The sequence below is a fragment of the Acetobacter vaccinii genome (assembly GCF_008365315.1).
Lineage (GTDB): Bacteria > Pseudomonadota > Alphaproteobacteria > Acetobacterales > Acetobacteraceae > Acetobacter > Acetobacter vaccinii.
Genome location: NZ_CP043506.1, coordinates 1592712 through 1611846, shown reverse-complemented (window position 1 = coordinate 1611846; position 19135 = coordinate 1592712). Strand labels below are relative to the sequence as shown.

The window sequence follows — 19135 nt, the reverse complement described above, 5'->3', positions numbered from 1 at the left end:
CGATCAGGAAACAAAAACGATGGTTTTGTTGCCGTTCATGATCGTGCGCATTTCAACATGGTAACGCACAGCACGGGCCAGCACGCGGCGCTCGATATCACGCCCCTTGCGGATCAGATCATCGGGGCTGTCAGCGTGGGAAATACGTTCGACATCCTGCTCGATAATCGGGCCTTCATCCAGATCCCGCGTAACGTAATGGGCCGTAGCACCAATCAGCTTAACCCCACGGTCATACGCCTGATGGTAGGGACGTGCGCCCTTAAAGCCCGGCAGGAAGGAATGGTGGATGTTGATGCAACGGCCCGACAGGGAGGCTGCCAGATCGTTGGACAGAATCTGCATATAGCGCGCCAGCACGACCAGATCGGCCCCGCTGCTGTCCACCAGCTCGATAATCCGGGCTTCCTGCTGCGGTTTGGTGTCTTTTGTAATGGGCAGGTGGTGGAACGGAATACCGTAAAAATCGATATCCTTGTAGGTATCCTGCGGGTGGTTGGCGATAATGCCTACGGGTTCGATCGGCAGTTCCCCAATGCGCCAGCGGTACAGCAGGTCCACCAGGCAGTGATCGAACTTGGAGACAAGGATCATCACCTTGGGTTTGTAGGACTGGCTGTTCAGGCGATAGTCCATGGTAAACTTGGCGGCCATGGTGTCCACCACAGCGCGCAGGTCGGCTTCGGACGTGGTGCCCGTGACGATATCAAACATGATGCGCATGAAGAAGCTGCCGCTGCTTGTGTCATCATATTGTTGCGCTTCTGTAATGTTTGCGCCAGCCTCAAACAATGTCTGGCTGAGTGCGGCCACAATACCCGGACGGTTAGGACAGCTCAGGGTAAGAATATAGCCTTTGGCAGTCGGTGACAGTGTTGTCATTGGTTCAAACCCGATTCTGAGAGGTGACGCCGCTCATGGCGGCATGAAGGTCATGAAACAGACTAGCCGCGAAACTCCGGAACACGAACAGGTCGTACGCAGCCGGGCTGTCTTCCACCTGCCTGAGAATAACGGGAACATGGCCCGCAAGAGTAAGGGCCACGGACCCGGTGGCAAAGGCATGCGGGTGAAGGTCAACAGGCACCAGGCGCGACAGCACCACATCGGCCCCAACGCCAGAAAGGCGCAGCACCGTACGGCTGTCACCCTGGGTTGTCAGGGCGCAGACATCGCCACAATTGTCCCGCAGGCGCTTATACAGCCCCTGCCCCTGCGGCGCGATAGCCAGCCATTGGGACGGCCCGCACCACAGAAACTCCACCGCACCATCAGCAGTGCTGACAAAGCCCGGCTTTTCGGGCAGGGCCACGCCAAAACGCTCCTGCACCCGGTCCAGCAGTGCTGTGCGCTGCGCCCCGGCAAATGCCCCAAGGCTGACAACATCCAGCGTGGATACCACACGCAGTTCCAGACCGCCGATGGTAAGTACCTCGGCCGAAACCGGCGAGGCAACAGACAGCATATCAGCCATGGAGGCGCTCTCCCGCAGGGTCAACAAAAACAGGGTTTACAACACGGGCTTTGATAACCGTACCCGCGAGAGGGTTATGGACCTCAACAATCTCACCATGGCGGGCAGGACCGTTCTTGAGGAAGCCAATCCCGATCCACGACCCGATGGTGGGAGACCACGCAACGGAGGACAGCCAGCCCTCATCCGTCTCGGCCGAAGGCCTGGCCCCTGCTGGCAGCAGGTGGGCACCCGCTACCAGCATGTCATCAGCCTGCACAGGCTGGATCCCGACCAGTGTGGGCCGCTGCGGGTCTGTCAGCACCGCCCGCTGGGCCATGGCGCGGCCGATAAAGTCCTTTTTGGTGGACAGCATACGGCCCATGCCCAGATCGTGCGCTGTGGTCTGGCCGTTCAGTTCCGGCCCGGCCGGGTGCCCTTTTTCAATACGCATGACACCAAGGGCTTCCGTCCCATAAGGTGCAATGCCGTATGGTGCGCCAACTTCCATCAGTTTGCGGGCCAGGGCATCACCATACCGGGCAGGCACCGCAACTTCGTAGGCCAACTCACCAGAGAAGGACAGGCGGAAGAGCCGCGCCTCAAGCCCGCCGCACAGCGTGACCTCCCGCGCGCCCATATAGCCCAGACCTTCGTTCGAGAGATCAAACTCAGGGTCGATAATCTGGCGCAGCACATCGCGGGATTTCGGTCCTGCAACAGCAAGCTGTGCCCATTCATCGGTCACGGAAATAAACTGCACGTCCAGTTCCGGCCACAGCCACTGGTGGCACAGTTCCATATGCGCCATGACACCACCCGCGTTGGCAGTTGTTGTGGTCATGACATAATGGTTCTCACCCAGCCGGGCGGTTGTGCCGTCGTCGTAGGCAAACCCGTCCTCACGCAGCATCAGGCCGTAACGGGCGCGGCCAACCGGCAGCTTCTTCCAGGCGTTGACATAAAGGCGCTCAAGAAATTCGGAAGCATCCGGCCCCTGGATGTCAATTTTACCCAGTGTTGTCACATCGCAGATGCCCACCGCATTACGCACGGTGTTGACCTCGCGGTTGACGGTCTGCAACCAGTTAGTTTCCCCCGCACGGGGGTACCACTGGGCACGCAGCCACAGCCCGTTGGCTGTAAACACGGCCTCCTGTTCCTCCGCCCACTGATGGGTGGGAGCAAGCCGCTGGGGCTTGAAATGCGTGCCACGATGGGCACCGGCCAGGGCACCAATAGCCACAGGCTGCACTGGCGGGCGGATCAGCGTTGTGCCGGTCTGCGGGATGGAGCGTTCCGTCACCTCTGCCAGCAGGGCAAGGGCGTTGACGTTGGACGTCTTGCCCTGATCTGTTGCCATGCCCAGCGTGGTGTAGCGCTTGAGGTGCTCGACCGAGACAAAGCCTTCCCGCGCGGCCATTCCGACATCCTTGGCGGAAACATCGTTCTGGAAGTCAACAAAGGCTTTGCCCTTGCTCGATGTCGGCACGCCCTTGAGCGCATGGAACAGTGCACGGATGGCATAGGTCGACGGCTGCGCGGCAGGCAGATCGGGCTGGACGGCTGTAAAGCCACACTGCTGCGCGGCACGGCACCCGGCCTCGGCCCCATCCCGCAGGGCGGCAGCAAGACCAAATACCCCTTTGGCAGCCCCGGCCACCATCATGCCCGGCGGCAGGGTGGAGGGCACAAACGCGCAGATATCGGCATCATAATTCGGCCGGGCACCCTGATGCGTGGTCAGTGCGATATTAGGAGACCAGCCACCCGACATGGCCACCAGATCACACGCGATTGTCCGCGCCTTGCCCTGTGCATCACGCACAAGCACGGATTTGACACCCATGCGGCCATACGTATCGGCAATGGCCCCACCGGCAAAGAACTCTGCACCACAGTCCTGCGCGACAGCCGCACCCCGGCCCTCGTTGGCTGGGCGGGAGTCCACAATAGCGGCCACCGACACGCCAACCCGGCGCAGGTCCAGCGCGGTTTGCAGCCCATCGTCGTTACAGGTGTAAACCACCACACGACGGCCCGGAGCCACGCCAAAGCGATTGACATAGGTCCGCACAGCGCCCGCAAGCATGACACCGGGGCGGTCGTTGTTGGGGAACACTACCGGGCGTTCAATCGCACCGGCCGCCACAATGCTTTCCTTGGCGATAATCCGCCACAGGCATTGGCGGGGCATGCCAAGGGCAGGCACAGGCAGGTGGTCGGCCACCCGCTGCAACGCGCCATAAGTGCCGCCGTCATAGGTGCCAAACACACAGGTGCGGGTCATGATCCGGACCTGGGGCATGGCCTCCAGTTCCTGCCGGGCGGCCTCGGCCCATTCCCAGCCGGGTTTGCCGTCCAGCAGCCCCTGTTCCGCCCGCAGGCGGCCACCGGTTACGCTGTCTTCCTCACACAGGATAACGCGCGCGCCAGAGCGCCCGGCTGCAAGGGCTGCGGCAAGGCCCGCAGGCCCGCTGCCAACCACCAGCACATCGCAAAACGCTGTGGCTTTTTCGTAATGGTCGGGATCGGCCTCGTCTGCGGCACGGCCAAGCCCTGCGGCGCGGCGGATGGCAGGCTCGTACACCTTTTCCCAGAATGCCGCAGGCCACATGAATGTCTTGTAGTAGAAGCCCGCCCCCAGCACTGAGGAAAACAGACCGTTCATGCCCAGCGCATCAAACGCCAGCGATGGCCAGCGGTTCTGGCTGCTGGCCACAAGGCCATCAAACAGTTCCGCAACGGTTGCGCGGGTATTGGGCTCGCGCCGGGCACCTTCGCGCAGTTCCACCAGAGCATTAGGCTCTTCCGGCCCTGCGGACAGAATGCCACGCGGGCGGTGATATTTGAAGGAACGGCCAACAAGCCGCACGCCATTGGCCAGCAAGGCAGAGGCCAGCGTGTCCCCCGGGTGGCCTTTCAGGCGCTGCCCGTCAAACACAAACTCGACACTGCGGCTTGTATCCACCGCATTGCCACGCGCGACACGCAGGGGCTGCGATGAACCGGGCGGCAGCGGGGAAAGGACGGAAGCGGTCGTCATGCCGCGTCTCCCTTACGTTCAGAAAGTGCTACATCACGCGCGGCGCGCACATCCAGCACCTGATGGGTGCGTGTGTCGCGGGTTACCACCAGCCAGGACCGGCAGCCGGAGCCATGGTACCACAGCTCCTGGTGCGGGCCTGCGGGATTGTCGCGGATATATACGTAATCCACCCACGCCTCGGCGCTGGCATCCCCGGTGGGGCGGCGCACGGTGGCGTCACCCTTGTAGGTAAATTCCTCATGACCACGAGAGCCACAGAAAGGACAGGTCAGACGCATGGCACCCTCAATGCAAATTGGGCTGTGCGCCCATGCCTTTTTCATCAATCACGGCACCGCGGGCGAAGCGGTCCATCCGGTACGCCACCGCGTCTGGGTGCGGCTCGTCCCGCGCCAGAAGATGTGCAAAGCACAACCCGGACGCCGGAGTGGCCTTGAACCCGCCGTAACACCACCCCGCATTGAGGTAGAGGCCATCGACCGGCGTGCGGTCAATAATCGGGCTGCCATCCATGGACATATCCATAAGCCCACCCCAATGGCGCAGCAGGCGCACACGCCCGATCCGGGGCATGAGCGCCATACCCCCTTCGCACACATCTTCTACAACAGGCAGGTTCCCGCGCTGGGCGTAGGAATTGTAGCCGTCAATATCGCCGCCAAACACCAGGCCACCCTTGTCGGACTGGCTGATATAGAAATGCCCCGCACCAAACGTGACAACGCAGTCGATAAACGGCTTCAAGCCTTCGGTCACAAACGCCTGGAGCACGTGGCTTTCAATCGGCAGGCGCAGACCGGCCATGGACGCCACGCGGGAGGAATTGCCCGCACAGGCCAGACCAACCTTGCCCGCACCAATAAACCCGCGTGAGGTTTCCACCCCGGTGGCCCGGCCCTGCTCGATACGGATACCCGTAACCTCGCAGTTTTCGATAATGTCCACGCCAAGCCGGTCGGCGGCACGGGCATAGCCCCAGGCCACGGCGTCATGCCGGACCGTGCCACCACGAGCCTGCAACAAACCACCACGAATGGGGAAGCGGGCATCATCAAAGTTCAGGAACGGCAGTTTTGCACGCACGGCATCGGCGTCCAGCAGGTCGGCATCGACCCCATGCAGCCGCATGGAATTGCCGCGCCGGATATAGGCCGCTTTCTGCGCATCGTTATGAAACAGGTTCAACACCCCGCGCTGGCTGACCATGGCGTTGTAGTTGATATCCTGCTCAAGCCCTTCCCACAGCTTCATCCCTGTTTCATAGAAAGGCACATTGCCGTGCAGCAGGTAATTGGATCGGACAATGGTTGTGTTACGGCCAACATTGCCGCCACCTATCCACCCTTTCTCGACCACGGCGATGCGTTTGCCACCATAGCGTCGGGCCAGGTAATAGGCTGTTGCCAGCCCATGCCCGCCACCGCCGACAATGACAAAGTCATAGGATGCGGCAGGAGATGCCTTGCGCCAGGCTGGTTTCCAGCCTGTATTGCCACGGCATGCTTCCCACAGAAGGGAAAAAAGGGAATAGCGATCGGTTTGCATGATCAGTCAACTCTCTGTTCTTCCTAATCCTGTAGGAGAGTGCGTGGCTTGTGATATAATAAATTTTTCTTATAATGCGTTCATGGCCATATCGGATCTCCCTTTCGATCTCTCCTCACTGACCGTTTTCCTGGCGGTCTGCGACAATGGCAGCATGGCTGCGGCGGCACGGACACTCAAAGTGACCCAGCCTGCCATTTCCCAGACAATTGCTGATCTTGAAAGCCATTTGGGCACAACCCTGTTTGACAGAAGTGTGCGCCCCCTGGCCCTGACAGCCGCAGGCGCTGTGCTGCGCCAGCACGCCGTAGGCATGCTGGCGGAAGTCCGCCACATTGCCACCAGTATTCAGGAAATGCGGCTGGGCCGTGTGCCCCAGTTGCGTATGGGGGTTGTGGATTCCCTCTCCCGCGCGGTGTCAGCGCATATTTCCACCTTCATGCAGGGCCGCGTAAACCGCCTGACCGTGCATGCGGGCCTGACAGAAACCCATGCGGCCTCCCTGCTGACACGCCAGATCGACTTTGTGATCGGTGTTGATGAAATGGAGGATATTTCCGGCCTGGAACGCTGGCCCCTGTTTGAAGAGCCCTATCTGCTGCTCTGCCCGCGCAATATTACACCGCCCAAGAGTGCTGATTCCTTCGCGCTGTTTCTGAAAAGCCACCCCTTTGTGCGGTTCTCCCAACGCTCGCGCACCGGCACGGAAGTGGAGCGCTATCTGCGCCGCCTGAAAATTGATATTCCCTTCCAGCAGGAATTCGACCTGCCAGATGGGGTTTTTGCAGCCTGCCAACAGGGCGGCATTGCCATTACAACCCCCCTGTGCCTGTACGAAGCAGGCTTTACCCACACGCAGGACATGGTGTGCCATCCGTTACCCATAGGCGGCTTCCAACGCAGGCTGACCCTTGTGGTGCGCCGCCGCGAATTTGGCCGCCTGCCGCTGGATTTTGCCTTATGCCTGCGCGAAAACCTCAAGGACAGCACACTGGTGACCCTTGAGGCTCTTTTCCCCGCCTTTGCGGGGCAGATGCGGGTTCTGGCCTGAACGGCCCAGCAGCCCCAGTTACCGGAGCTGCTGGGAGGAGCCGATTTTGAAATGCCTGACAATATCAGCCAGTTTCCCCGTTTCCTGCTTGAGGTTATGGGTGGCGGCTGTTGACTGTTCCACCATAGCCGAATTCTGCTGGGTTGTCTGATCCAAACTGGAAATGGCCATATTGATGTCACTCAGACTACGGGCCTGTTCCTGCGCGGAGGTAGCAATCTGCGTGACAGACCCGGCAATGGTTTCAATCTGCCCGACAATAGTGCCCAGTTGCTCACTGGTCTGCGCCACCAGCTTGACCCCATCAGCCACATGTGTGCCCGAGGCCAGAATCAGATCACGGATTTCATTGGCCGACGTCGTTGAGCGTTGGGCCAGCCTGCGGATTTCCGTTGCGACAACAGCAAAACCCCGCCCGGCATCGCCCGCGCGGGCAGCCTCCACCCCGGCATTGAGCGCGAGAAGATTTGTCTGGAACGAAATTTCGTCAATCATGCTGACAATGGCTGACATCTGACCCGATGATGTTTCAATCCGGTGCATGACATCAATGGCCTCACGCATGACCACGCCCGAATCCTGCGCCTTGGCCTGGGCCTCGGCGGCACCACTTTTGGCCTCCATCGTGATCTTTGCGGTCTGCTCAACCCCACGGGTTGTATCCGCCACGGCGCGGGCCGTCTCGCCCAGGCTGGCGGCCTGCCGCTCGGTGCGTTCTGCCAGATCATCGGCGGCGTAGGTAATTTCCCCCGCCCCTGTTTCCAGCGCCACCACAGCCTCGGCTACCTGCTGCATGGCCTTGGACAGCGCATCCGCTGCCGTATTGAAGTTCTGCCGCAGACCTTCAAACTCGGGCGTAAACTCGGAAGTAAAGCGAAAGCCCAGATCACCCTGTGCCAGAGCTTCCAACCCAGAGCGCAGGTTGTCGATCAACTGGCCCTGATTTTCCTCCCGCACTTCGGCCTCAATCCGCGCGGCCTCACGGGCTTTGCCGGACTCATGCTGGTAGACGGAAAGCGCCAGTTCCATATCCAGCAGCACGGCCTTGCACAGCCCACCGAGGGCTGCCGCAAAATCATCGGCTGACATTGCCCCCTGAGCGGAGAACAGGCTGCGTTTTGGAAACATCTCCCGCACCGCTGCCTGCACCAGATGGTCCAGCAGAATGGAGTAGCCACCAATATACCAGCGGGGGGCCAGGCCAATACGGGCATGCACATTGCCAATAGCCTGCACCTTGCGGACATAGTCCTGATCAAAGGTGGTATTGGTGATGCTGGTCCAGTGGTTGATCTGCGCCGACTTGGCGTGGCGCATATGCTCTGACGATGAGAAAAAACGGGCTGTTTCGGGCGTGTCGCTTACTTTAGCGTAGAACTTGTCCAGCGCCTTGGGTAACTCACGGTCGATCACGTTTTTGAGAGCATGCACTTTATCGCACTCGGCTTTCCCAAGTGAAATAAAGTTCAGACGGCCCTGAATATCAGGTTCCTGACTATCAAGCGCCATTTGCCCAGTTGAGATGGAAAGAGAATTCATATCTCGCATGCCCCTGTACAGTGACCTGCCACAAAACAGGCAACTGGATACATCTGTGCCTGGTTGGTACAACCAACCATACATCAGGACAACTCACAAAATGCCTCTCCCTGCCCAACCCGAATGGCAGCCATCCCGCCTGCCCCCATCCTGCCAGCCCTAGTCCACCAGACGGCGGCGGAAACTCTCGGGATCGGCCTCGTCCCACCAGCGGCGCAGGGTGGGGTTTTGCGCCCCATCCAGCAATTCCCCTTCACGCACAAAGGGATACAGCTCATCCATCTGCCGCATTTCCGCAACATTGATACGGTGGCGCAGGTGCCATGGTTTAAAATCATCCACCGAATGCAGGCCTGCTGCCACGGTCAGTTCCCGCAAGGCCCCCACCGTCGCTTTATGGAAACGCGCAACCCGCTGGGCTTTTTCGGGCACAACCAGCCCCCGCTGCCGTGCGGGGGACTGGGTGGCAATCCCTGTCGGGCAGGTATCAGCATGGCAGCGCATGGACTGAATACACCCGAGCGAGAACATGAAAGCCCGCCCGGCATTGCACCAGTCCGCGCCAAGGGCCGCATGCATGGCTATGCCAGCGCCCGATGTCACCTTACCCGATGCTGCAAGCCTGACCTGCCCTTTAAGCCCGGCCCCCACCAAAGCATTGCGGGCAATAATCAGCCCTTCACGCAGGGGCATGCCCATCCGGTCGGACAGCTCTGTCGGGGCTGCCCCTGTCCCCCCTTCCGCTCCATCAATAACAATAAAATCAAGCACAATGCCTGTGGTCAGCATGGCCTTGACCACAGCAAACAGCTCATGCGGCAAACCGACACACAGCTTGATGCCCACAGGCTTACCGCCCGAAAGCTCACGCATACGGGCAGCGAACTCCACCAGTTCCCGCGGGGTGGAAAATGCTGAATGCACAGCGGGAGAAAGGCAGTCCTGCCCCTCGGGCACGCCCCGTGTTTCCGCTATTTCGCGCGTGACCTTAACCCCAGGCAGCACCCCACCATGGCCGGGCTTGGCCCCCTGCGACAGCTTGATCTCAGTCATCTTGACCTGATCATCCTGCGCGCGATCACGAAAGCGCTCGGGGTCAAATGTGCCATCTGCCTGTCGGCACCCAAAATAGCCTGACCCCAGTTCCCACACCAGGTCCCCGCCGTGCCTGCGATGGTAAGGGGAAATGCCACCCTCCCCCGTATCGTGGTAAAAATCCCCCAGCTTGGCCCCGAGGTTCAACGCCTCAATCGCATTGGCACCCAAGGCACCAAAACTCATGGCCGAGATATTCAGGCGGGATGCCGCATACGGCCTGCTGCACTGACTGGACCCAACCTGCACCCGCATCTGCGGGTCAACATCCGGGTTAGGCATTATGGAATGGGCCAGCCATTCATACTCGCCAGCATAAACATCCAGTTCCGTGCCAAACGGGTGGGCATCCACCTCCCCCTTGGCACGAGCATACACCAGTGCCCGCTCATCATGGCTATAGGGGCGACCGTCGAGATCACCTGGAGGGATCGAAGAACCGTTGGTTGATGTGTCTTGGTTCTGATTTTGGGCTTTTGGCGATTTGATTAACGGTTCTTTGGGTCGCTTTCGCTCTGCGTTTTGAGTAGAGAGAAGGCCTCCTGCTCTGGATTGCTATGCTGTAGTGCTAATCCGTTCCAGGAAGATGAAGCGGCGCATGTTGTAGACGATATTGGCCAGTCCGATCCTCGTGGTGGCTCGGGTGATGCCGACGGTTCGGACGAACAACCCTGTCTGTGATTTCTGATCCGCAAAGACATGCTCGACGCGTGATCGGATCACCGATTTCCCTGCATTGGACCGCTGGATATGGCGGGGCATGGGCTTGAGATGCGGCTTTTTTCTGTGAACCTTTGAGACAAAACCCTCTTTGTCCATGAAGTCCTCATTTGCTTTCGAGCGATAGGCCGTGTCGGCCCACACAGTTGAGGCCGTATTGGTTTTATCCAGCAGCCCCTCTCTCAATCGCGCGCCATCACTGGCGGCGGCATCCGTCGTTTTCCATTTGCGGATCAGCCTGAATTTTCGATCGATGGAAACATGCGATTTGTAGCCAAAGAACGGAATGGCAAGATCCGTTGACGGGATCGTCCCATCATCCTGCCGCTTTGCTTTTGTGAACTTCAGCGTCCAGCGCGCATGGCGATCCTTGTGGGACAATTTGGATGGCTTGTCCTGCCAGTCTTCAGGAATACGCCCTGCCCGGAGGTCGGCTTTCTCAGTGTTGGTATTGCGCTGCTTTGGAGCGGCTACCAGTGTTGCATCCAGGATCTGGCCCGACATCGGCAGATAGCCCGCGTTCCGCAGGGTCGCGTCAAATCGGTCAAACAGTCTTTCAATGGCCCCCGCCTGGGTCAGGCGTTCACGGAACAGCCAGACCGTTTTGGCATCAGGCACACGGTCCGACAGCCCCAGGCCAAGGAAACGCATGAAGGACAGGCGATCGTTGATCAGATACTCTGTCCGCTCATCAGACAAATTGTTCAGCGTCTGGATCACCAGAATTTTGAACATCAACACGGGATCAAACGGGGGACGCCCGCCTTTGCTGCCGTCTGAATAGACCAGAGCCTGCTCCAGATCAGGGCGGAACACTTCAAAATCCACAGTCCGGGAAAACGCTTCGAGCTGATCACCAAGCCCGCTCAATCGAGCAAGCCGCTCTTCAACATCAAAAAAACCAGGCTGTTTCATAGCGCCATTCCCTCAACCAGAACCGAAGGAAGGGAATCACATAGAAAGCTTCAAAAACAGAGGGTTTTTCGAACCCTCCACCTTCTACAATATAAGAGTGCAAAAAAGGCCGCAGCCACTCGAACATCCACCGGAACCGCGCCGACACCGGGAACGTACGCCGCAGGCTATGAGTGGTCTGTGTCAGGTCCAGCAGGCTCAGGCACAAAACCGGCACAGCCAGCACCAGCAGCCACGCACTATGCGGGTGCCGCCCCACCAGAGCCAGAACCACCCCACACGCCAACAGGCTGGCCCAGAGCAGCACATTGCGGGCTAATGGCTGGTCGGTGAACAGGGCCGTTACAAGAGCATTCTTTCTCACACGCCATCCTTCCGTAGCGCCACATCTGTCCACCTTGCCGGCGCACGCTGTGGCCACGGGCTGCTGGCGCGCCTGAGCAGGCAGGCACGCGGCAACACTATGGCCGCCTTGCACCGATAGCTACCAGGAACGCGCGCTCTTTCACGGATGTGAACAGCCTGCCATATCCCCCTCCACCGCGTGAGGGTATGGTCAACAAAAGCAAATAGTTATCGGATTTTAACTACCTGATTACGATATGTTAACTTATTGAATCAGAAAGGGCCTGACCGCCCTGCCCCGCAGCAGACCCGCCGCCACACCAGATACGATCCCAACCACTTGCTTCTTACAGACTTCAGGGAAAACACCTTCATGACACCAGGGATCACCCTCGGGCTACGCGCCCGTCTTTTCATGGCCATTGGCTGTATGTGCCTGTTTTCCACCCTGACCGTCATGCTGATCGGCCTCCGGCAGATGACCGCATCGGAGCTGGAAAACACGCAAAAACGCTTTGTGGAAATCCTGTCCCACGATGCCAGCCGGGTGAATGAGGAAATAGGCGGGCATATTCAGGCCACTCAGGCGCTTGACCTCGCCATTGCTGGCCTGCTGTCCCAGCAGCCCATCAACCGCGACGTTCTGGGCGCATTGGCTCATAGCGCCGTTCTGGGCCAGAAGGATATTGTTGGCATCACCCTGGCGTTTGAGCCCAACGGCGCCGACAACCGCGACAGCAGCTTTATTGGCCATCGCTACTCCAACGCGGCGGGGCGTTTTGTCCCCTACTTCTTCCACAAGCATGATGGGAGCGTCGGGGTCGAAATCCTGACCATGACCCCCGATACCGGCACCGCCGCCTGGTACGATGCCCCCCTGCATGGCGACAAAGCGGTCATTACCACCCCCTATTTCTACCCGATTGATGGGGTCAACACGCTGCTGACAACCATCAGCATGCCTGTCCACCGCAATGGGGCGGCCGTTGGTATTCTGACAACCGACATCAGCCTCAAACAGCTTGGGGCTTTTATCGGCACGCTGCGCCCGCTTGACACAGGCCATGTCGGGCTTATTGGCACAGGCAATATCTGGGTCGCCAACCCGGACCCAACTCTGGTTGGCAAACCGGTTGATGCCCAGACCCTGGCCTTTGTAGGCATGGGTGACAAAGCCGAGCGTTTTATCACGCAGGATAACGGGGAAAGCCTGTATCAGGTTGCCGCCCCCGTAACCTTTCCCGGCATGAGCACACGCTGGAGCATTGTTGGCACCGTACCCCGCGCAACACTGGTGCAGAACGCCGCCCGCGTGCGCGACCGCATGCTGGTGGCCGCTGTCATTACCTTTGCTCTGACCATGCTGGGGGTCTGGCTGCTTGCCAGCGGACTGAGCAAACCCATTGCCCGCATGACCCGCAGAATGCTGGCCCTGGCGAATGGAGATGTTTCCAGCCCGGTTGAAGGCACTGGCCGCCGGGATGAAATAGGGGCCATGGCTGCGGCTGTGCAGACATTCCGCGAAAACGCCATGCGTGTTGCCGCCCTGACAGAAGACGGCAAACGCCGCGATGCCGAAGCCGCACAGGAAAGAGCCGAACGCCAGAAAGCCGAAGCCCAGGCCCGTGCCCGTGCAGAGCAGGAACGACGCGACATGCTGAGCGCACTGGCCGATGACTTTGAAAGAAATGTCATGGGTCTTGTGCAGGGTGTAGCCTCTGCCGCACAGCAGTTGCGCGAGGAAGTGCAGTCCCTGACACAGGCCACCCGCGATACCTCGCGCGATGCAAGCCAGGTGACGGAAACATCACGCCTGTCAGCCGAAAAGATAGAAGGGGTTGCCGCTGCGACGGAGGAGCTTGCTGCCTCCATCCATGAACTGACCCGCCGTGTTGATGAATCCAGTTCCCTCTCGCTGCAAACAGCAGAAGAAGCGCGCCGTGCGCATGAGACTATTGTCAAGGTGCAGGAAATTTCTTCCCAGATCAGGAATGTTTCCACACTGATTGGTCTGATTTCGCGCCAGACAAACCTGTTGGCCATCAACACATCGGTCGAAGCCGCCCGCACGGGTATGGCCAACCATGCCTTTGGCGCGCTTGCGCGTGAGATCAAGACACTGGCGGAACGCACAGCCTCTGCAACCAGCGATATCGAACGCCAGATCAGCAATGTGGACAATGTCACACAGGGCGCGGTTTCGGCCATAGAAAGCATTCGCAACAGGGTCGAGCGCGTTGCGGACACGGCCTCTTCCATCGCCAGCGTTGTCAAACAGCAAAGCGTGACAACGGATGATATGTCCAGCAACACACGCTCGGTCGCAGATGGCACCACCCGCGTTTCTGGCGCGATTGCCAATGTCACCAAAGCTACGGAAGTCGCGCAGGAGGTTTCAAACCAGTTGATGTCCGCCGCCGACCAGTTGGGTGGACATTCCAGCGAACTGACAAAACACCTCGAAAACTTCCTGCATACCCTGCGCACGCGCTACGCAGGCAGCTAGGACCGGGCTGGCAAAGCCGTAGCCGCACTCTGCTCCGGCTTTGCCACGACATATCAACTCTCACACCATACAAATAGAGGGGCGGACATTATCCGCCCCTCCAGTATTTTGCGGCAGAGATTGGTTAGCCCCCTCTGCGCTATCCCCTCCCCCATGCAAGCGTTACTCACAGAGTAAGCCTCCCATAGAGCGCTGGGGTTATACTGTATCCTGCAACGCTGGCTCATTGCCTCTGCCAGCCACAAAAAGTGTTCTGCCATCAAGATGGTCCAGGAGTTTCATACTCCATGAGGGAGCACTGGCGTGCTGTCTTACTCAGGGCTCTGTCCTGAAACCGGGACCATAGGCCCCATCCCCCGCTGCCTTTACAAACAAAAACTCCCTACAGGATCATCACCTGTAGGGAGCATATCCAAAGTCCGGAGCTGTGTCAGTTGGAGCAGGCAACAGCACCTGCCCCGACATAAGCTTTCAGATAATGGTTTCTTCGCCTCCCGACATCATGTTGATCCGGTAAGCTGTTTCGCCATGGCAGGACAGATCCAGACCCATTTCCTCTTCATCATCGGAAACACGCAGCCCGCCAGTCAGAGAGGCCGCCTTCATGGCAATAAACGTCGCCACGATGGACACCAGGATGCTGAAGCCCATGATGAAAATCTGCACGCCCATCTGGGAGAACATGTCACGACCGTTACTGTAACCCGCACCACCCAGCAAAGGCAGCGCAAAAATGGTTGTCAGCACACCACCAACCATCGCGCCCACACCGTGGATGCCGAATACGTCAAAGGCGTCGTCATAGCCAAACTTGGCTTTCAGGTTGTCCACTGCCCAGATACAGGCGGCACTGGTCAGCACACCCACAGCAATGGAGCCAGCAGGGCTGACAAAGCCGCAGGCCGGTGTAATGCCCACGAGCCCGGCAACCGCACCCGAGACAATACCAAACGTGCTGGGCCGACCGCGATGCAGCCACTCCATAACCATCCAGCCCAGCGCACCACCAACACCACCAAGCATGGTGTTGATCACCAGCTCAATCGCATGGCCGCTGACCGCATAGTCGCACCCGCCGCAGAAGGCCAGCCAGCCAACAAACAGCATGCAGCCGCCGGTGTAGGTCATGGTCATGTCATGTGGTGCCATGGCAATGGTGCCCAGGCCACGGCGTTTGCCAATCATGATGGAGGCAATCAGTGCTGCGACCCCTGCGTTCATATGCACAACGTTGCCACCGGCAAAGTCCTGTGCGCCCCAGTCGGCAACCCAGCCGCCACCCCAGGCCATGTGGGCCATGGGCACATAGTCGATCAGAAACCATACGGCCAGAAAGACCAGCACTGCCGCAAAGCGCATTCTTTCCGCAAAGGCACCAATGATGATGGGGGGAGTAATGGCGGCAAACATCGCCATAAAGAAGTAGTAGAGATATTCAGGCAGCACGCCAACGGCACCATCGGGTGTCACGCCGCGCAGGAAGATTTTGTCCAGACCGCCAATAACCGCCTGATAGGGGCCGGGGCTGAATGTCAGGGAATATCCGACAACCGTCCAGAGCAGGATAACCACACACGACCCTGCAAAAACCTGTGTCAAAACCGAGAGAACATTCTTGGACCGGGACATGCCGCCATAAAACAGCGCAAGCCCTGGTAGCATCATAAGCATGACAAACAGCGCACATGTTGCAATATACGCGGTGTCAGGCAGCCCATACGCGGGCTTTGCTGCGGCGTCCTGCGCGAACGCGGAAACAGGAGCAGCCAGTGATGTTAATATACCTGCTGCACGTAGCAGCCCTTTTTTCGATCTCAACATTCAGCTCTCCCTGTTCTCTCTCATTGTTAGACGACATGACCATACAGCCTGGAGAATGGCGCCGGCATATACGGACCACAGCCCGCCACACCCAGCCAGGATGGAAACCACATGGTCCCGCGCCCTTGTGCCCACCTGCCACCGACGCTGGCAACGCCTGCCCTGGCATCGGGCCTCTTCTCCTGTATTTCTCACCTCCCGTCCTGCACACTGCCGTGAAGGAAACAGATATTCATTACTATACCGAAACAATAAAGGCAGCAAGCAAGGCGTGATCCAAACACTGTCGCGTATACGCACAGATGAATGGGTCACGCCTTAGAAAGGTTTTACCCTTTCAATTTATAATGCAACCAGACTTAACAATCCAGCGTTGTTTCACGCTCCCATTGCGTCAGATGGCCACAGTAGCTGTTCCATTCGGCGGTCTTGATCTTGATGTAGGGGTCAATAAAGCCGTCATCGAGCATGCTACGCAGGACAGCGGAGCCATCAAGCGCGCGCAGGGCGTCAAGCAGGTTCAGCGGCAGGCGCTTGGCTGCGGTCACCGTATGCCCGTGGGTATACATGTTAATGTCCAGCGGCTTGCCCGGATCGCGCTTGCTTTCAATCCCTTCCAGCCCTGCGGCCAGAATGGACGCCTGCAACAGATACGGGTTGGCCGCACCGTCGGGCAGGCGCATTTCAAACCGGCCGCCACCGGGCACGCGGATCATGTGGGTGCGGTTATCGCCCGCATAGGTCACGGTATTGGGGGACCAGGTCGCGCCCGACACCGTACGCGGCGCATTGATACGCTTGTACGAATTGACCGTCGGGTTCAGGATTGCGCACAGAGCATCCGCACTGTTGATCAACCCGCCCACAAAGTTATAACCCGCTGCCGACATTTCCAGCGCGTCAGCATCGTCCTGGCAGACGTTCTTGGCACCATCCCACAGGGAGATATGGGCGTGGCAGCCGCTGCCTGTCAGGTGCATGAACGGCTTGGGCATAAAGGTTGCGCGCAGGCCGTGCTTTTCCGCAATGGCGCGAGCCATGAACTTGAAGAAGACATGCCGGTCGGCCGTGACCAGCGCATCAGCATACTTCCAGTTCATTTCAAACTGGCCGTTCGCATCTTCATGGTCGTTCTGGTACGGTTCCCAGCCAAGCTGCTGCATGGCGTCGCACAGTTCGGCAATAACGTCGTAACGGCGCATCAGGGCCGATGCATCGTAGCAGGGCTTGGCGCTGGAATCGTATTCGTCGCTCACCTGGCTGCCGTCGGGGGAGACCAGGAAGAATTCACATTCCACACCGGTCTTGACGGTCAGGCCATGATCGGCCGCGCGCTTGACCAGCCGCTTGAGCGTATTGCGCGGCCCCTGCGTTACATACTGCCCATGCATTTTCAGGTCGGAAGGCAGCCAGGCCACTTCCGGCTTCCAGGGAAGCTGGATCATGGAGGAGGCATCGGGCACCGCGACCAGGTCCGGGTCGGCGGGGGACATGTCGAATGTTGCTGCAAAACCGGCAAAACCGGCCCCGTTCTTCTGCATGCCTGCAATGGCCGAAGCCGGAACAAGCTTGGCCCGCTGAGCGCCTGACAGATCGACAAACGAGATCAGAAAGTAGCGGATGCCTCTTTCTTTGGCTATGGTTTCCAGATCGTAACAATTCTGTTGTACATGGTCCATCGCTACGTATTCCATTCCTTATGTCGCTCCCCCCGCCTTGGGCAAGGCGAGGGGAGTCGTTTCAGTGTCAGGCTGTGCTCAGAAACCTGCTTTGCCAGGGTACCAGTTGGTACCAGCCAGAGGCAGCTGGGTCATGGCTGCGGCTTCCATTGTCAGGGCCACAAGGTCTTCAGGCTCAAGGTTGTGCAGGTGGTTTTTGCCACAGGCACGGGCAATGGTCTGGGCTTCCATTGTCATCACCGACAGGTAGTTGGCAATGCGGCGGCCACCCAGGATGGGGTCCAGACGTGCGGCCAGTTCCGGGTCCTGCGTGGTAATGCCTGCGGGGTCGCGGCCGTCCTGCCAGTCATCATACGCGCCGGGCTCGCTGCCAAGCTTGGCGTATTCGGCGGCCAGAGAGGGGCTCTGATCACCCAGGGCAATCAGGGCAGCGGTGCCAATGGCCACAGCATCGGCCCCAAGAGCCAGCGCCTTGGCCACGTCGGCCCCGGTGCGGATACCGCCAGACACAATAAGCTGCACTTTGCGGTGCATGCCCAAGTCCTGCAAAGCCTGCACAGCGGGGCGGATAGCTGCAAGAATGGGCAGACCCACGTGTTCAATAAACACTTCCTGCGTTGCGGCGGTGCCGCCCTGCATACCGTCGAGCACAACCACATCGGCGCCAGCTTTTACCGCCAGGGAAATGTCGTAGTAAGGGCGGCAGGCCCCGACCTTGACGTAAATCGGCTTTTCCCAGTTGGTAATTTCGCGAATTTCCGCAATCTTGATTTCAAGATCGTCCGGGCCGGTCCAGTCAGGATGGCGACAGGCGGAACGCTGGTCGATCCCTTCGGGCAGGTCGCGCATTTTCGCCACGCGGGGAGAAATCTTCTGCCCCAGCAGCATGCCGCCACCGCCGGGCTTTGCACCCTGACCGATAACAATTTCAATCGCATCCGCACGGCGCAGGTCATCAGGGTTCATACCGTAACGTGACGGCAGATACTGATAGACCAGTGTGGAGGAATGACCGCGTTCCTCAGGCGTCATGCCACCGTCACCCGTGGTGGTGGAGGTACCAACCGCGCTGGCCCCACGGCCCAGGGCTTCCTTGGCCTGAGCCGACAGAGCACCAAAGGACATGCCTGCAATGGTCACAGGGGTTTTGAGCGTGATCGGCTTTTTGGCAAAGCGCGCGCCCAGCACAACCTCTGTTCCACACCGCTCACGGTACCCTTCCAGCGGGTAGCGGGACATGGACGCACCGAGGAACAGCAGGTCGTCAAAATGCGGCAGCTTGCGCTTGGTGCCAGCGCCACGGATATCATAGATACCCGTAGCCGCTGCACGCTGGATCTGCGAAATGGTGAAGGGGTCGAACGTGGCCGAGAAACGCGGCGTTGTCTTGGTGAAATCGTGTGGCTTTTCGGTCATG

The 19135-nt window shown here is 59.2% G+C and carries 14 protein-coding genes; 2 read left to right on the top strand and 12 right to left on the bottom strand.

Translation table 11 applies throughout. The annotated features are described in order from the left end of the window. Nucleotides 1–3: 3 nt before the first annotated feature. Genes purU through FLP30_RS07260 form a run of 5 tightly spaced genes read right to left on the bottom strand, consistent with a single transcriptional unit; the run spans nucleotide 4 to nucleotide 6047 of the window. Nucleotides 4–882: a formyltetrahydrofolate deformylase gene (gene purU, locus FLP30_RS07280; RefSeq protein ID WP_149279224.1), complete on the bottom strand. Its 879-nt coding sequence runs from the start codon at nucleotides 880–882 to the stop codon at nucleotides 4–6. 4 nt (nucleotides 883–886) lie between these two features. Next, nucleotides 887–1474 (bottom strand): sarcosine oxidase subunit gamma, encoded by a 588-nt coding sequence (locus FLP30_RS07275; RefSeq protein WP_149279223.1) that lies wholly within the window; start codon nucleotides 1472–1474, stop codon nucleotides 887–889. Next, complete coding sequence (locus FLP30_RS07270) at nucleotides 1467–4499, bottom strand: sarcosine oxidase subunit alpha family protein (protein ID WP_149279222.1); 3033 nt, start codon at nucleotides 4497–4499, stop codon at nucleotides 1467–1469. The genes FLP30_RS07275 and FLP30_RS07270 overlap by 8 nt, the downstream gene beginning before the upstream one ends. Further along, the gene (locus tag FLP30_RS07265) at nucleotides 4496–4780 is read right to left on the bottom strand and encodes a sarcosine oxidase subunit delta (protein WP_149279221.1); all 285 of its coding nucleotides are present in this window, start codon (nucleotides 4778–4780) and stop codon (nucleotides 4496–4498) included. The genes FLP30_RS07270 and FLP30_RS07265 overlap by 4 nt, the downstream gene beginning before the upstream one ends. Before the next feature lie 7 nt (nucleotides 4781–4787). After that, nucleotides 4788–6047, bottom strand: coding sequence for a sarcosine oxidase subunit beta family protein (locus FLP30_RS07260; RefSeq protein ID WP_149279220.1), 1260 nt, complete (start codon nucleotides 6045–6047; stop codon nucleotides 4788–4790). Nucleotides 6048–6129: 82 nt separating this feature from the next. Between FLP30_RS07260 and FLP30_RS07255 the strand changes: the two genes are divergently transcribed. Next, a complete protein-coding gene (locus FLP30_RS07255) occupies nucleotides 6130–7098 on the top strand; it encodes a LysR family transcriptional regulator (RefSeq protein WP_149279219.1) in 969 nt (322 codons plus the stop codon). Nucleotides 7099–7116: 18 nt separating this feature from the next. On the opposite strand, the gene FLP30_RS07250 is transcribed toward FLP30_RS07255, so the two are convergent. The 4 genes from FLP30_RS07250 to FLP30_RS07235 all read right to left on the bottom strand — a co-directional run bounded on the left by FLP30_RS07250 (nucleotide 7117) and on the right by FLP30_RS07235 (nucleotide 11731). Further along, a complete protein-coding gene (locus tag FLP30_RS07250; protein ID WP_168200063.1) occupies nucleotides 7117–8637 on the bottom strand; it encodes a globin-coupled sensor protein in 1521 nt (506 codons plus the stop codon). Nucleotides 8638–8796: 159 nt separating this feature from the next. Further along, complete coding sequence (locus tag FLP30_RS07245) at nucleotides 8797–10110, bottom strand: FMN-binding glutamate synthase family protein (RefSeq protein ID WP_246856457.1); 1314 nt, start codon at nucleotides 10108–10110, stop codon at nucleotides 8797–8799. A 177-nt stretch (nucleotides 10111–10287) separates the two neighbouring features. Next, a complete protein-coding gene (locus FLP30_RS07240) occupies nucleotides 10288–11367 on the bottom strand; it encodes an IS5 family transposase (RefSeq protein ID WP_149279216.1) in 1080 nt (359 codons plus the stop codon). After that, nucleotides 11345–11731, bottom strand: coding sequence for a hypothetical protein (locus FLP30_RS07235; RefSeq protein ID WP_149279215.1), 387 nt, complete (start codon nucleotides 11729–11731; stop codon nucleotides 11345–11347). Before FLP30_RS07235 ends, FLP30_RS07240 begins: the two co-directional genes overlap by 23 nt. Nucleotides 11732–12085: 354 nt before the next feature. Here FLP30_RS07235 and FLP30_RS07230 point away from each other — a divergent pair, with 354 nt between their 5' ends. After that, a complete protein-coding gene (locus tag FLP30_RS07230) occupies nucleotides 12086–14218 on the top strand; it encodes a methyl-accepting chemotaxis protein (RefSeq protein ID WP_149279214.1) in 2133 nt (710 codons plus the stop codon). 471 nt (nucleotides 14219–14689) lie between these two features. Here the strand turns inward: FLP30_RS07230 and FLP30_RS07225 are convergent, their stop codons facing one another. From FLP30_RS07225 to FLP30_RS07215, 3 genes are all read right to left on the bottom strand, one after another. Beyond that, nucleotides 14690–16039, bottom strand: a complete 1350-nt coding sequence (locus FLP30_RS07225) for an ammonium transporter (protein ID WP_149279213.1) — start codon at nucleotides 16037–16039, stop codon at nucleotides 14690–14692. Nucleotides 16040–16398: 359 nt separating this feature from the next. Further along, nucleotides 16399–17718: a type III glutamate--ammonia ligase gene (gene glnT / locus FLP30_RS07220; RefSeq protein WP_149279212.1), complete on the bottom strand. Its 1320-nt coding sequence runs from the start codon at nucleotides 17716–17718 to the stop codon at nucleotides 16399–16401. 78 nt (nucleotides 17719–17796) lie between these two features. After that, a complete protein-coding gene (locus FLP30_RS07215; protein ID WP_149279211.1) occupies nucleotides 17797–19134 on the bottom strand; it encodes an FMN-binding glutamate synthase family protein in 1338 nt (445 codons plus the stop codon). Nucleotide 19135 lies beyond the last annotated feature (1 nt).

Coding starts and splice junctions, on each gene's coding strand:
- purU (WP_149279224.1), bottom strand. CDS start 882: ATGACAACACTGTCACCGACTGCCAAAGGCTATATTCTTACCCTGAGC.
- FLP30_RS07275 (WP_149279223.1), bottom strand. CDS start 1,474: ATGGCTGATATGCTGTCTGTTGCCTCGCCGGTTTCGGCCGAGGTACTT.
- FLP30_RS07270 (WP_149279222.1), bottom strand. CDS start 4,499: ATGACGACCGCTTCCGTCCTTTCCCCGCTGCCGCCCGGTTCATCGCAG.
- FLP30_RS07265 (WP_149279221.1), bottom strand. CDS start 4,780: ATGCGTCTGACCTGTCCTTTCTGTGGCTCTCGTGGTCATGAGGAATTT.
- FLP30_RS07260 (WP_149279220.1), bottom strand. CDS start 6,047: ATGCAAACCGATCGCTATTCCCTTTTTTCCCTTCTGTGGGAAGCATGC.
- FLP30_RS07255 (WP_149279219.1), top strand. CDS start 6,130: ATGGCCATATCGGATCTCCCTTTCGATCTCTCCTCACTGACCGTTTTC.
- FLP30_RS07250 (WP_168200063.1), bottom strand. CDS start 8,637: ATGAATTCTCTTTCCATCTCAACTGGGCAAATGGCGCTTGATAGTCAG.
- FLP30_RS07240 (WP_149279216.1), bottom strand. CDS start 11,367: ATGAAACAGCCTGGTTTTTTTGATGTTGAAGAGCGGCTTGCTCGATTG.
- FLP30_RS07230 (WP_149279214.1), top strand. CDS start 12,086: ATGACACCAGGGATCACCCTCGGGCTACGCGCCCGTCTTTTCATGGCC.
- FLP30_RS07225 (WP_149279213.1), bottom strand. CDS start 16,039: ATGTTGAGATCGAAAAAAGGGCTGCTACGTGCAGCAGGTATATTAACA.
- glnT (WP_149279212.1), bottom strand. CDS start 17,718: ATGGACCATGTACAACAGAATTGTTACGATCTGGAAACCATAGCCAAA.
- FLP30_RS07215 (WP_149279211.1), bottom strand. CDS start 19,134: ATGACCGAAAAGCCACACGATTTCACCAAGACAACGCCGCGTTTCTCG.